Here is a 13,308-nt window from a genome sequence, read left to right on the forward strand (position 1 = left end):
TCCGTTCATGAGTAGTTACATATATTATACAACATTAACGCGGTGCCGTCTTAAATTAATTGAATCAAAAGAAGGCCGTCGAGACTTTCTCGACAGCCTGCGGAGGCTAGCGCCTCCGGTTTTTTGATATTAAGTTCATTGTTCATCCACATATCCCAGTTATCCACAAAGTTATCCAGATGTTATTCCAAGTTATCCAGTTGTTCAAGAGTTGCACACAACCGTCATTGTGGATTTTGTGAATAAATCAAACGTATTTGCTTAGTTTATCCCCAAAATGCGGAACTCCATCGGTTCTAATACAATAGATAAGTCCTCTGGTTTGATCGTAAGCTTTTCCCCTGTCCATAAGTCGGACACAGTCTTCCCTTGCCACTCGGAAGGCAAGCCGAAAGCTGCCTTTTCCTTCCCGTTATTAAGCGCCACTACGATTTCCTCGCCCCCGCTCTTGCGCGCAAAGACGAATACGCCGGCATCATCATTAGCCTCCAGAACGCGCAGGCGCGTATTATCGGTCAAAGCCGGATGGGCTTTGCGGATCGCGATCAGTTTTTTGACGTCATTCAGCAAGTCTTGGTCTTGTTTCGCCGGATCCCATTCCATGCACGGGCGGTAATAGGCGAAGTCATCCCCGTCTCCCGTAAGGCCGACCTCGTCGCCATAATAGATGCATGGGCTTCCCGGATACGTAAACAGCAGAAGATAAGCCAGCTTGACCTTGGAGAGGTCGTCGTCGCAACGGGTCAGCAGGCGCGCCGTATCATGGCTGCCGAGCAGATTGAACATCACCTCGCCGACGTTTTCCGGATAGAGCTGAAGATGGCTCGAAAGCTGATTTCCGAACTGCGTGGCGGTGATGGACCCCTTGGCGATAAAATCAATCACCGCTTCGGTAAACGGATAGTTCATCACCGAGTCGAATTGATCTCCCTGCAGCCATGGCATCGCATCGTTCCAAATTTCCGCCACCATATAGACGTCGTCTTTGACCGCCCTTACGGTATTTCTGAACTCGCGCCAAAATTTGTGGTCCACCTCATTGGCCACGTCCAGCCGCCAACCGTCGATGTCGAACTCTTCGATCCAGTATTTCGCCACACCGAGCAAATAATCCTTAACTTCGGGATTGCTTGTTTTCAGTTTGGGCATATCACCGGTAAAGGCGAACGTTTCGTATTGCGGTAGTTCCCCTTCTTCCTCGCCGAAGCTGAGTATATGGAACCAGTCGGCGTAGCGGGATTTCGCTCCATTCTTCAGGACGTCCTGGAACGGGGCAAACCCGTATCCGGCATGGTTAAACACGGCGTCAAGCATGACGCGGATGCCGCGGGCATGGCATTCCCGGACCAATTGCCGGAACGTCTCCTCGTCCCCGAACTGCGGATCCAGCTTCATATAATCGATCGTGTCGTATTTGTGGTTGCTCGGCGCCTCAAAAATCGGGGTCATGTAGATCCCGGTAATCCCCAGGTCCTTCAAATAATCAAGATGCTGAATGATCCCTTCGAAGTCGCCGCCGAAAAAGCTGTCCGGCTTCGGGGTGTCGCCCCACACGCCGTTCGTATTCGTTTTTCTTCCCGGATTCCCGTTCGCGAAACGTTCCGGGAAAATTTGATACCACACGGTATCTTTTACCCATTCCGGAGCGTCAAAAACGTCGATGGCATTTAAATACGGAAAACGGTAAAACCGGTTTTCCTCCACATCTTGCGTAAAGCCCTTTTCCCCCATAATCCATGTTTCCGCCCCGTCCGTCACCTCGAATTGGTAAACAAACCTGTTGTTCTCCGGACTGATCGCGATAAACCAATAATCGAACAGCTCGTCTGACGCAAGCTTGGACATCGGCTCCTTATCCGAGAGCATATGCCCTTCCGCCCAGCGGTACGGGTCTCCATGGATCAATTGCACGCCCGTCAAGTCGTCTTTTTTCGCTCTCAGTCGGATATGCAGCGTTCTTTCGTCGTACGCGTAGGCGTAACTGTTTTTGGGACGGTGATAAATGGCCTCTTTCAACATGTTTTCTTCCTCCTTAAATTTTGGATAAAAAAAGAGCACAACCCTCTGTCTTACCGGGGTTGTGCTCGTCATTCAACGAATAACAAGTCAGGCATTGCCCTTATGTTGTTAGTTTCACCTATAATATAACGGAATGATAGCCTGCGCGCAATAGCCTTTTCCGGGCGATTTTTTTAAACGCGCTCCAGTAAGCCCAGATCCGAACAGGTACTTATAGATAAAGTTTTAACTCCTTGGGCAAAGGAAATATCGATCAGATCGCCATGCACGCCCATGACCTCGCCACTCCCGAACACCTTGTGGCGAACCGCTTCGCCCGGCGAAAAGACCGGTTTATCCGCCCCGCCCCCATCCGACTCGGGCTCCACCAGGGAGCGGATATGGGAAACGAAGCGGGACTCGGCCGTCTTTTCCCCATCCCGCTCCTGATACGTCAGAAGCTCCAAATGCCGCTTGGCCCGGGTCATGCCGACATAGAACAGACGGACCGCCTCCTCCATCGGCTCCTCGTCCCCGGCGGCATGCTTCTTGATATCCTCGGAGGAGGGCAGGATCCCTTCCGCAAGGTCGATCATATACACCCGTTCGAACTCCAAGCCCTTCGCGCTATGTAACGTCGAGAGCGTGACGGCATGGTCCCCTTTCCGCCGTCTGGACGTTTTCAGCGCGGCCTCCAGCGCCTTCAGCCGGCTTGCAAACTGCTCCATCGTCGGGAGCGTATCCGCGATTTCCTCCAGCGTGTTGAGGATTCCGACCAAATATTCTTTGCGGAGTCCAAGCCATTCGCAGGTTTTATCCAAAGCTTTTTCATATCCGAGCCGGGTTCGGATGACATGAATCGCCTGAAGGGGCGGCATCCCGCTCATCTCCCGGAACGTCTCGCGGTTGGCTTCTATCGGAGCCCGCTGGTAATCCTGCAGCTTCACCATATTCAGCAGATTGTCGAAAACGGATTCGTTGTTCCGGATTTCTTTCAGCTCCGCCATCTGCTGCTTGCTGACGTAGCCGTTCATTTTCAAATGGATTTTCTCCAGGATATCCGGGCGCTTGTCCGTAAAGGTCATTCGCATAAAATTCAAAATGTCCTCCACCACCCAATGGGAAAAAAAGCGGTTGTCCGTATCCTTCATATAAAACGGAATTCCCGCCCGCTCGAGCGCGTTCATCAGGGCGATGGACGAGGAGTTGTTGCGGTACAGCACCGCGCTCTCCGCGAGGTTGTCCGTTTTCGCAAGCTCCTGCACGACATACCGGGTCTGCGATTTGTAATCCGCAAAGCTGCGGATTATAATCGGTTCGCCCGGCTCCGAAAGGGCCGTGAACATGTTTTTGTCGTACCGGTTTTTGTTGCGGCGGATAAACCGGTTCGCGGGATCGACGATCCCGGGAGTCGACCGGTAATTTTGTTCCATAAACAAAATTTGCGCCTTCGGAAACTTCTTCCTGAAATTCAACAAATACGACGGTTCCGCGCCCCGCCAGCTGTAAATGGATTGATCGTCGTCCGCCACCACGCAAAGATTGCCGTGCCCTTGGACGAGCTTTTCCGTAATTGCATGCTGAATAAGCGAGGTGTCCTGACTTTCGTCCGTCAGCACGTAATCGTATCTCCGCTGATATTTTTGCAGTAGATTCCGGTCCCGCTCCAAGATTTCGTTCGCCAAGGTCAGCATGTCGTCGAAATCGACCAACAGGTCAGGGTACCCCGAACGCTTGAAGTCCTCGTATTCGCGCAGGATGCGTTCCGCCTCCCGGATGCCGGGTTTCACGGTGCCCCATTGGTCCGGCGGGAGCATTTTATTTTTGACATAACTGATATAGGTCGTCAGCTCTTCCATTTGGTCGTCCGTAATATTTTCGCCCGTCGCCGATTTGTAGATTTGACGCAATATGGCCTGCTTGTAAAGCGGGGCTTGGCCTTGCGTTGCTCCTCCCCCGGCTTCCTCCGGGTCTGAATCCCCGCCGCCTCCCTCGATCATCCGGTAGGAGATGCCGGCTTTGCCGAAATGCTCCCTGACGATGCCGTAGGCAAGACTGTGAATGGTGGAAAAATCCACCGTAGGGAGTCCGGGAAAAAACCGCTTGTAACGTTCCCTCATATCGTTCGCGGAGGCGCGGCTGAACGTGACCGCCTTGATCCGCGACGGGCTGACGCCCTGTTCCTCGATTAAGTAGCCGATCCGCATAATGAGGGTGGTCGTTTTTCCGGATCCCGGAGAAGCAAGAAGCAGGACGGCCCCCTCGGTATGGAGAACCGCCTGCTTCTGAATGTCGTTCAATGCGACGCCTAACTCGCGCTGTTTGCGTTCAAAAAATGCCGATTTGCGATCTATGCTCATGGTAATGTTATCTGCCTTTCACTTGATGCGGTACGAACCTGTCCTATCATACCACGTTTCGGGAGAAGCATTAAGCATAAGGTCGGGGCATCCCTACGCCTGCCGCGGCCACCACAGCATCACGGACACGCCGACCAGGCAGATCACGGCGCCGATCCAATCGTACAAATCCGGTGTTTTTTTGTCCACGCCCCATCCCCAAAGCACCGAAAGGATGACGAATACGCCGCCGTAAGCGGCATAGACCCGGCCGAAGGAAGGAAACTTCTGCAGCGTCGGTATAATTCCGTAAAGCACCAGGACCAAAGCGCCGACGATGCCGAACCAATAAGGCCTTCCATCGCGAAGCCACAGCCAAATCATGTATCCTCCGCCGATTTCGGCCAGTCCGGCTAACACAAATAAAATAATGGATTGCATCTTACTTAATCCCTAGCCGCAGCCTATAAGAGAATACGATTTCTTTCGTTTCCCCCGAAAAAAAGCGGTGCACATGCTGCCGGAACGTCTCTATGTCCGGGTCCAATTCCTTGATCCCGAGCTTGAGCGCCGTTTGAAGTCCGCCTTGGCTCAGAGCGAGCCCGATAAACCGCTCGGCATCGCACGTCTCCCGGTTGTGGAACACGATTTCTCTCGTGAAACGAAATACGCCGCTCTTGTTGAACTCTTCCAAGTGCTTGCTTTTGTCCCTTTTGACCGCGCGATGCTCCTCATCCGCCGCCTGAGCGGCCAGTTCGTCCGCCTTGCCCGTCAACCGGAGATACTCCTCCTCCAAACGCCAGTTCAGCACCGGCGGCCAGTCGCAATCGTAAACGGCAAAGATGCCGCCCTGCTTGAGTACCCGCTGCGCCTCCTTCAGCGTGCTGACAGGCTCCATCCAGTGAAAAGATTGGGAGCAGGTCATAATATCCACCGATTCATCGGCGGCGTCCAATTGATTGGAATAACCGCGGACAAAGGATACCCCTTCCGTTCCCGGAAGCTTGCCCAGCTTATTCTCCGCCTGGCTTCGCATATCATCGTTCGGTTCAACCCCGATGACCCGCTCCGCGCGGCCCCGCCAGATCAAGGTCGACAACCCTGTCCCGCAACCCAGGTCCATGACCAAGTCAGGCTTTCTTTCCAAATATCCAGACAGCAATCCCACGACAAACTTCGGCGCTTCGGGCCGGTTTTTGTCATACAGCTCCGCAAACCCGGAAAACCGCTCGACATTGCTTTTCATATTCCCTTCCGGAATCATGATACCGTCACCCCGTACACCCGCAGATTTTGATAAATCGCTCTGACCATCGGCGCTTCCACGCCGTGCTTCCGGGCGAGATCCAGCAAATACCCGTGCAAGTGTCCGCCCTCTACCGACAGGCCTTTCTCCATATCCCGCTGCATCGACGATTTCATGTCATAGGACATATTCAGCGTCGTTTTCATATGCTTGTCTACAATATCCGGGTCCAGCGGGGCGCCGTCCGACCGCATAATCGACTCGATTTCGCGGAAGACCCCGCGGATAAACTCTTCTCCGCCTTCGCTCTCGCGAATCGGCCCGATCGGAGCCCGGGTTAGCGTCGTTACGCCGGCGATCGTCGAGATAAACAGATATTTATGCCAGATGTCCCGCTCGATGTGGGCGCTGCGTGCGAATGAGGTTTTGGTGCCGCCGAGTGCGGCCTCAATACGCCGGATTCTCTCCGTATCCTTTTGCCCGAACTCCCCGAAAACCGCGTAATGATTCGGACTCGTATGAAGGACATGGCCTTCCCCGTTCAGGGTCGTCTCAATGAAGCAAAGCCCTCCAATCACCCGGTCCTCACCGAATGCCTCCTTCATCAGTGGATAGTGGGCCACACCGTTCAGAAGCGGAAGAACCACCGTTTGCTCTCCGACGAACGGCTTCACGTCCTGGATCGCCTGCCGCAAATGATAGGCTTTGGTTGAAAACAGCACCAAATCGTAAGGCTCCGCCGGATCGGCGGTCGTGACCGACTTCGGCCGAAGCTGGATATCCCCCGCGACGCTGCGGACGATCAGGCCCTCCCAATCCAGTTGAAGTTTCCGCCGGCTGCGGACCAGGAACGTGACGTCCGCTCCTTTTTCCGCCAGCCGTCCGCCGAAGTAACCGCCCACTCCCCCGGCTCCAAGCACCAAGATACGCATCTTATTCCCTCCGATTCATCCTGCCATGTAGTTGAACGACATCCGTTTGCGGCAGGATTTTTTTACTATATTCTAACCTACCCGCCGCCAAAATACGATTCTCTTACGGGTTCAGAGCTTCTTTCACCGGCATAACGGCAGTAAAAAAACCGCGAAAATCCGTGGTCCGGATTCTCGCGGCATCCTATTTGCAACTAGACTTAGTTAATCTCAGCGTTCTTTAATGCGTGCTCCCAGCTCGGGAAATAAAATAAGGCGCTTCTCATCAATTCGGGATCGCTTTGCTTGATCTGTTTCTTGCTCACCGATCCTCCGTTGCTCTGAAGCTGTTTGATCCGGTCGATGACCTGATCCGCGTCGAGTGTAATATCCGTATTCAAGTTATCACCCCCTAATAGCCATACTTGCCATATAGAGGGTGATATATTCAAGATTACGCTTTATTTGATATACAAGTCCCCGGCCAAAATAGGTTTAAGCGCCTCGGTCGGAATGGTGAATTCCACGACGCCCATGTAACCGGGAGCCACCTCGTATTCATCGAACGAAATGACCAGCTGGTTGGAGGAATTGATATAGAAATTTTGATCCTTCGCGATTTTGTCAAAGGCGTCCGGCATATCCTCCGACGGTTCGGCCCAATATATTTTGTTCGGATCCTCGGCCATTTGGCGTTTCATTTGGGTCCGGATGTTCTCGCTGATCGCCTCGATATAGCCGTCATCCTTAAACAAGCTCGGCAGAGTAAGCAGGATATGATTCTTCTTGTCCACGGTGTCATATTTCATGCTCGTGGCCGAAGAAGCCGCGGTTTCCTCCACATAGCGGCCGACGGACAGAAGCTGGTCGGTCTCCGTCTTGATCACGACCCCGCTGTCCACCCGTAAATGCCCGTCCCCGGAAACCGCCTTTAAGGCTTCCATTTCGGCCATGAATTTGTCGTAAAGCTCATTCCCTTCGTCCAGATATTTCCGGTTCAGGCTGTTCTCCAACGTGGAATCTCCCAGATTGCCGATCTCCGGCACTTGAATGTCCGCTTGGAAGTTGCCGTATTCGGCCTTGTATTCCCGGATCGTTAAGACGTTGACCAGGCTGCCGATCACCGGAACATCGGACAGCGACCGGGCAAACGCCGGGCTTGTGTTGAGCCCGGCCACAAAGATCAAGGCCGCCGCGGCTCCGGCCGCCCATGCCCACCGGGCACGGGTACGTGAGCGCGTCCGGGAACCCGCGCGTCCCGCCTGCAAAGCCGATTGGACGACCTGGTCCAACTCGGCCGGGATCGGAATCGAGGCATATTCTCTCTTGAGCTCGTCGATACGTCTAACCTTTTTATTTTCCATATTCGGAAACCTCCCTGATTTCTGTCTCTTCCATTTCCACGCGGAGCAGCTTTAAGGCCTTGTATAGCCGGGTTTTGGCCGTGTTGACATTCAACCCCAGCACCTCGGCGACCTCCTCGATCTTCAGATCCTCGAAATACCTGAGCACCACGACGCTGCGGTATTCGGCCGGAAGCTCGTCCAGTGCCCTTTCCAGATCAAGATCCCGGTAACGATCCTCGCTTCCCGGATCGCGAAGCTCCATTTCCCCGTCGCTCGCGACGGTAACCCGCTTTCTCCGCCGCAAAAAATCCAGCGCCGTATGAACCACGATCTTATAAAACCAGCTCTTGATCGCGGTCTCGTCTTTGAGCGTATCGGATTTGATCGCTTTGTGAATGGAGTCCTGCACGATATCGAGCGCATCTTCCGCATTTAAACAATAGCTGTACGCCAGCCGGTAAAAATTTTCTTTATTTTTCATGACAAAATCCGCAATAAGTTCAACCTGCCCGGGCTTGCTCATCTTCGTATCACCTGATTTCCTCTCGTTAGCTAACGCTGTAATCATCAAATAGACGCACCGGGATCCCGAAAAAGTTTGCGCATCGTTCCACGATTCCTTATTCTCCTTCCTTGCCGGTTAGAGTGATGCTCATACGGAGGTCGGTAAACCCGTTTTTTGAAAATCCGTATTTCTTTTTTTTGACACTCAAACCGTCCAGACGGTATACTAAATTTGAGGTGATACACTTGAACAGCAATTCCAGACGCAATGAAATCCTTGCGGCCGCTTGCTTGATCGCCAAAACCTATGGGGTCGAAAAGCTGACGCTTGAAGCGGTTGCCAAAGAGGCCGGGGTCAGCAAGGGAGGGCTTTTGCATCATTTTCCGAATAAAGCGGCTTTAATTCAAGGAATGGTGGAAGAACAAACGGACCAGTTCGTTTCCGACATCCGGTCCCGGGCGGCCCACAACGATGGAAACGACGGAGCGTGGAGCCGGGCTTACATCGAATCGACCTCGTCCGATATTCAAAAGGGCAACGGGCTCGGAACGGCCCTGATCGCGGCCCTGTTTGCGAACCCGGATTTGCTTGCACGCTACCAGGAAGAATATTCGGCTTGGCAGCACAGCATTGAAAACGACGGCATCGATCCCGCTACGGCAACCATTGTGAGACTCGCGGCCGACGGCTTGTGGTTTTCGGAAATGTTTGGGCTGGGCAGGTTGGACGGAGAGCTCCGCGACAACGTGATCCGGCGATTGATTCAAATGACACACTAGGAGGAGAGCGTATTGAACCCTTTTGTATTGCTTGGCGCGGCCATTGTCTCCGAAGTATTCGGAAGTTCGATGCTGAAGGCCTCGGAGGGATTTAAAAAAGTCCTCCCCTCTCTCGCTTTTTTAATCGGGATGGGGACGGCGTTCTATTGTTTGTCCCTGGCATTGAAGGCGATCCCGCTGGGGACCGCTTATGCGATCTGGTCCGGGGTCGGAACCGCTTTAACCGCGCTTGTCGGCGTCGTTGTCTATAAGGAGCATTTTAACCATAAGAAGTTTTGGGGGCTGATCTTGATTATCGGCGGCGTGGCCGTCATGAAGCTCTCCACGGGGGGAGCCCATTAACCTGCAATGAAACCGGAGGCACATAAATGATAGGTTATATTTACTTGACCCTGGCTATTATAAGCGAAATTTTCGGAACATCGATGCTGAAACTGTCGGACGGATTTACCCAACCGCTTCCTTCCGTCGGCGTTCTGATCGGCTTCGGCTTGTCTTTCTATTCCTTGTCGCTCAGCCTGAAATCCTTGCCTTTAAGTTTGGCTTACGCCATCTGGTCGGGGGTAGGAACTGTATTAACGGCGATCATCGGCACGCTGGTATGGAAGGATCCGTTCAGCGTCATCACCCTGGCTGGCATTCTGCTGATCATCGGGGGCGTAGTTTTATTGAACTCGAGCGGCTCGTCGGAAAAAGGAAGCAAAGCGACAAGCTGATTGCCGAGCATATGCGCAGTTCCAAGGCCGGAGCTTGATCGAGCTTCATCGTTCATTTCGGAATAAAAAAAGGTACCGCCTAATTAAAGTGTACCCTTTGTAAAGGACATTTTAAAAAAAGGCTTAGGCTACCTGAAAAAGATGATTCCTGTACTGTACAGGAGTCATCTTTTTCAGGTTCCATTGATATCTAGTATGGTTATAGTGGCGGATATACCTATCAATTTCTTGTTGAAGCTCTCCAAACGTTTTACATGATTTTATATCCACTTCGTCTTTAAGATGGCCAAAGAATGATTCGATAGGGGCGTTATCCCAGCAGTTTCCCTTCCTGGACATGGATTGGTACAATCCGAGTTTCTTAACCTGTTTCTGAAAATCTGGATGTGTGTAATGGGTACCCTGATCAGAATGAATGAAGGCCCCTTTAGCTTTCTTAAAGGTTCTGTTCTTCTTCAATTTAGTGAGGGTATCTGTGGCCAGATTCATGATGATTCGGCTAGACATGTGATGTGCTAAAACTTCACCTGTAGAACCATCTTTAATGACGGACAAATAAGCTCTTTGTCCACCGTGATAGTTCAGATAAGTGATATCCGTTAGAAGGACCTTGCCAGGCATCCCCTGTTTAAATTGGCGGTTTAGGAAGTTAGGAACCACTCGGTGTTCTTGAGTGGCTTTCATCATTCTCCGGTACGGATTTGCCTTCCTAATAGGGCAGACGATATCGTATTTTTTCATGATTCTACGGATCTTCTTCAAGTTGAAGACACACTGAAATTGACCTGCCAATGTCATTTTAATTTGGCGTGCCCCTTTCTTTCTGCCTTTGAAGTTAAAGGCCTTTAGAATCATTTCTTTCGTTTCTTCATCCTTTTTATCCTTGCGTCTCCTTTGTTCAATAGATTTGGCTGAGAAATAATTATAGTAACCACTTCTTGAAACTCCGGCAACTTCACAAAGGAATTTCACCATATGGATAAGGTTATATTTTTCAATGACCTCATGAATGAGAATATATTTTTGACTGACGGGCAGCTTTACTTCTTTAGCCCCCTTCCCAACAAACGAATCTTTTTTAAGAGTTCGTTTTCTGCCTGCACAAGCTTCATCTGTGCTTCCAATCTGGCATACTTCTCTTCAATAGATAATTCTTTAATCCGTGGCCTGCCAGAACTACCCTTTCTGGTATCTTTAAGGCCCAACACTCCTTCGGTTTTATAAGCAGCTTTCCAACGATCTGAAGCTGATTTAACTCTCTTCATGCCAATAACGTCAATATTAAATCCTGCTTCTTCAAAGATTTCTCTTGGAAGCTTCCCTTCACTATATTCAGTAACAAAGTGTTGTTTAAATTCATCAGTGTATGTGATGCCCTTTGAACTGACTGTTTTAACATATCGGTTCTTAGATAGTGTTGTGATATCTTTCTCTGTAAATAATTTTTTACTCATAATTCTCCGTCTCCACGTATTTCTCTATGTTATTCTTTAAATTATACAAAAAACACCCTATAGAAAGAGCACTTTTTTTAAGTGTCTATTCTATAGGGTACATTTTAAATCGGGGCGATACCTTTTTTTGCGATTAGAGAATTATTCGCCGGCCGCTACCGCTCTCCATAACCCGCCGCCCGGAAGCGGGCAGGACCGCTCTTTCAACCAGGCCGTGACCGGAACGATGCAGCCGCATGCGGCGCATGTCGTCCCGCTGATCAGATTCGGGCAGGTGCCGCAAAGGCGCAGCCGCTCCTGATATTGCTCTTCGCTGACTCTCCGCTCGGGAGCGAATGCCGAGGTTTGAAGCAAACGCTGCATCTGATCGTCGGTGACTTTATAGTCGTCCCGGCAGGCTTTGCAGGATCTGTCCGCCATCGCGAATTACGCCTTTGCCGCCAGTTCCAGCGTCGTTACCGACATGGCCGGCAAGGTGACGGACAAGTTGTCGCCGTCCAGTTGGAAATTCGTGAACGCTTTAGGCGCAACGGCTTCCGGTTGCTCGAACGTGTTATGCGCATCGATTTTGTCCCCGGCCAGCGTAATGCCGCTAATCGACAATGCCTCGGAAACCAAGCCGCGCAGGCTCAGGGTTACTTTGCTTTCGGCATCGTGGCGAAGATTACAGAAGCTGACGTGAATCGCTCCAGCCGCATCGCGGGAAGCGGTAGCCGTTACCGCAGGAATCTCGGTATCGCCGTTCTTGTAGCTGCCGCTCTCGAGGGAAAGATCAAGCAGTTCCGCATCCTGATGCACTTTATACATGTCGAATACATGATAAGTCGGAGTCAGGATCATCTTTTCCCCTTCCGTAAGGATTACCGCTTGCAAGACATTGACCGTCTGGGCAATGTTCGCCATGCGAACGCGGCCGCTATGTTTATGGAAAATGTTAAACGTAAGGCCGGCAACCAGGGCGTCGCGCATCGTGTTTTGCTGATACAAGAAACCAGGGTTCGTCCCCGGCTCCACGTTGTACCAGGTTCCCCATTCATCCACGATGAGCCCGACGCGGCCTTCCGGATCGTATTTGTCCATAATGGTGGAATGACGGGTAATGAGCTCATCCATATACAGTGCTTTTCTCAATGTCTCGTGCCAATCCGCCTCATTAAAACCCGTCGCCGCCCCTTTATTGTTCCATTCATACGGAACGGTATAGTAATGGAGCGTAAGCGAATCCATAAAGCGTCCCGCCTCGCGCATGAGCACTTCGGTCCAATTATAGTCGTCCGAATTCGGGCCGCACGCGATCCGGTGGATTTTGTTGCCGTCGTAGTTGCGGACGTAGGTTTGGAACCGGCGGTACAAATCGGCGTAATATTCGGGACGCATATTGCCTCCGCATCCCCAGTTCTCGTTGCCGATACCGAAATAGGTCACCTTCCAAGGTTCCTCGTTTCCGTTTTGGGCGCGAAGCTCCGACATCGGGGATACCCCGCCGAACGTCATATACTCGACCCATTCGGACATTTCCTGAACCGTGCCGCTGCCCACGTTGCCGTTTATGTAAGGCTCGCATTCCAGCTGTGCGCACAGCTCCATAAATTCATGGGTGCCGAAATGATTGTTCTCTACCACGCCGCCCCAATGCGTATTGATCATCCGCTTGCGCGTTTCCTTCGGCCCGATGCCGTCCTTCCAGTGGTATTCGTCCGCAAAACAGCCGCCCGGCCAGCGAAGAACGGGAATCCGGATTTGTTTAAGCGCTTTCACGACATCGTTACGGATTCCATTTGTGTTAGGAATCGGCGAATCCTCCCCAACCCAAATCCCTTCATAAATGCATCTGCCCAAATGCTCGGAAAAATGCCCGTAAATGTTGCGATTGATTTGTCCTTGGCCACGATCTGCATTCAATACGCCTTGAAGCGTCATTCCGTTCACTCCTTGATTAATAATTTTATTAATTAAATTGTAATTTCATAAATATTATAATTACTCAATCTCCCTAAAGTCAATACTATTGCTA

At 51.5% G+C, this 13,308-nt stretch carries 13 protein-coding genes and 1 pseudogene; 3 read left to right on the forward strand and 11 right to left on the reverse strand.

Annotation, left to right across the window (positions count from 1 at the left end):
• Positions 1-261: 261 nt before the first annotated feature.
• The 8 genes from ACSFXJ_RS22270 to ACSFXJ_RS22305 all read right to left on the reverse strand — a co-directional run bounded on the left by ACSFXJ_RS22270 (position 262) and on the right by ACSFXJ_RS22305 (position 8,363).
• On the reverse strand, positions 262-2,019 hold the full coding sequence (locus ACSFXJ_RS22270; protein WP_435922524.1) for an alpha-glycosidase: 1,758 nt from the start codon (positions 2,017-2,019) through the stop codon (positions 262-264).
• Between the two features lie 173 nt (positions 2,020-2,192).
• Complete coding sequence (locus tag ACSFXJ_RS22275; protein WP_435922525.1) at positions 2,193-4,358, reverse strand: ATP-dependent helicase; 2,166 nt, start codon at positions 4,356-4,358, stop codon at positions 2,193-2,195.
• Positions 4,359-4,451: 93 nt separating this feature from the next.
• Entirely contained in the window at positions 4,452-4,778 is a 327-nt protein-coding gene (locus ACSFXJ_RS22280) for a YnfA family protein (RefSeq protein WP_435922526.1), read from the reverse strand.
• 1 nt (position 4,779) lies between these two features.
• Positions 4,780-5,601 carry a class I SAM-dependent methyltransferase gene (locus tag ACSFXJ_RS22285; protein ID WP_435922527.1) on the reverse strand — a complete coding sequence of 274 codons (822 nt, stop codon included), beginning with the start codon at positions 5,599-5,601 and terminating at the stop codon, positions 4,780-4,782.
• Positions 5,598-6,515 (reverse strand): ketopantoate reductase family protein, encoded by a 918-nt coding sequence (locus tag ACSFXJ_RS22290; RefSeq protein ID WP_435922528.1) that lies wholly within the window; start codon positions 6,513-6,515, stop codon positions 5,598-5,600. Before ACSFXJ_RS22290 ends, ACSFXJ_RS22285 begins: the two co-directional genes overlap by 4 nt.
• Positions 6,516-6,715: 200 nt before the next feature.
• The gene (locus ACSFXJ_RS22295) at positions 6,716-6,895 is read right to left on the reverse strand and encodes a hypothetical protein (RefSeq protein WP_435922529.1); all 180 of its coding nucleotides are present in this window, start codon (positions 6,893-6,895) and stop codon (positions 6,716-6,718) included.
• 60 nt (positions 6,896-6,955) lie between these two features.
• Complete coding sequence (locus ACSFXJ_RS22300) at positions 6,956-7,858, reverse strand: RsiV family protein (RefSeq protein WP_435922530.1); 903 nt, start codon at positions 7,856-7,858, stop codon at positions 6,956-6,958.
• A complete protein-coding gene (locus ACSFXJ_RS22305; RefSeq protein WP_435922531.1) occupies positions 7,848-8,363 on the reverse strand; it encodes an RNA polymerase sigma factor in 516 nt (171 codons plus the stop codon). Before ACSFXJ_RS22305 ends, ACSFXJ_RS22300 begins: the two co-directional genes overlap by 11 nt.
• Positions 8,364-8,581: 218 nt before the next feature.
• Between ACSFXJ_RS22305 and ACSFXJ_RS22310 the strand changes: the two genes are divergently transcribed.
• The 3 genes from ACSFXJ_RS22310 to ACSFXJ_RS22320 are packed head-to-tail and all read left to right on the forward strand — an operon-like array spanning position 8,582 to position 9,840.
• Positions 8,582-9,124: a TetR/AcrR family transcriptional regulator gene (locus ACSFXJ_RS22310; protein WP_435922532.1), complete on the forward strand. Its 543-nt coding sequence runs from the start codon at positions 8,582-8,584 to the stop codon at positions 9,122-9,124.
• A gap of 12 nt (positions 9,125-9,136) precedes the next feature.
• Positions 9,137-9,466 (forward strand): DMT family transporter, encoded by a 330-nt coding sequence (locus tag ACSFXJ_RS22315; RefSeq protein WP_435922533.1) that lies wholly within the window; start codon positions 9,137-9,139, stop codon positions 9,464-9,466.
• A 26-nt stretch (positions 9,467-9,492) separates the two neighbouring features.
• Positions 9,493-9,840 (forward strand): DMT family transporter, encoded by a 348-nt coding sequence (locus ACSFXJ_RS22320; RefSeq protein WP_435922534.1) that lies wholly within the window; start codon positions 9,493-9,495, stop codon positions 9,838-9,840.
• A 123-nt stretch (positions 9,841-9,963) separates the two neighbouring features.
• Here the strand turns inward: ACSFXJ_RS22320 and ACSFXJ_RS22325 are convergent.
• From ACSFXJ_RS22325 to ACSFXJ_RS22335, 3 genes and pseudogenes are all read right to left on the reverse strand, one after another.
• Positions 9,964-11,294: pseudogene (locus ACSFXJ_RS22325) on the reverse strand (IS3 family transposase).
• Between the two features lie 141 nt (positions 11,295-11,435).
• Positions 11,436-11,714 carry a DUF6171 family protein gene (locus ACSFXJ_RS22330; RefSeq protein ID WP_435922535.1) on the reverse strand — a complete coding sequence of 93 codons (279 nt, stop codon included), beginning with the start codon at positions 11,712-11,714 and terminating at the stop codon, positions 11,436-11,438.
• Positions 11,715-11,720: 6 nt separating this feature from the next.
• On the reverse strand, positions 11,721-13,214 hold the full coding sequence (locus ACSFXJ_RS22335) for an alpha-N-arabinofuranosidase (protein WP_435922536.1): 1,494 nt from the start codon (positions 13,212-13,214) through the stop codon (positions 11,721-11,723).
• Positions 13,215-13,308: the final 94 nt, after the last annotated feature.

This window comes from Paenibacillus salivarius, from assembly GCF_051307165.1.
In the GTDB taxonomy this organism is placed as follows: domain Bacteria; phylum Bacillota; class Bacilli; order Paenibacillales; family Paenibacillaceae; genus Fontibacillus.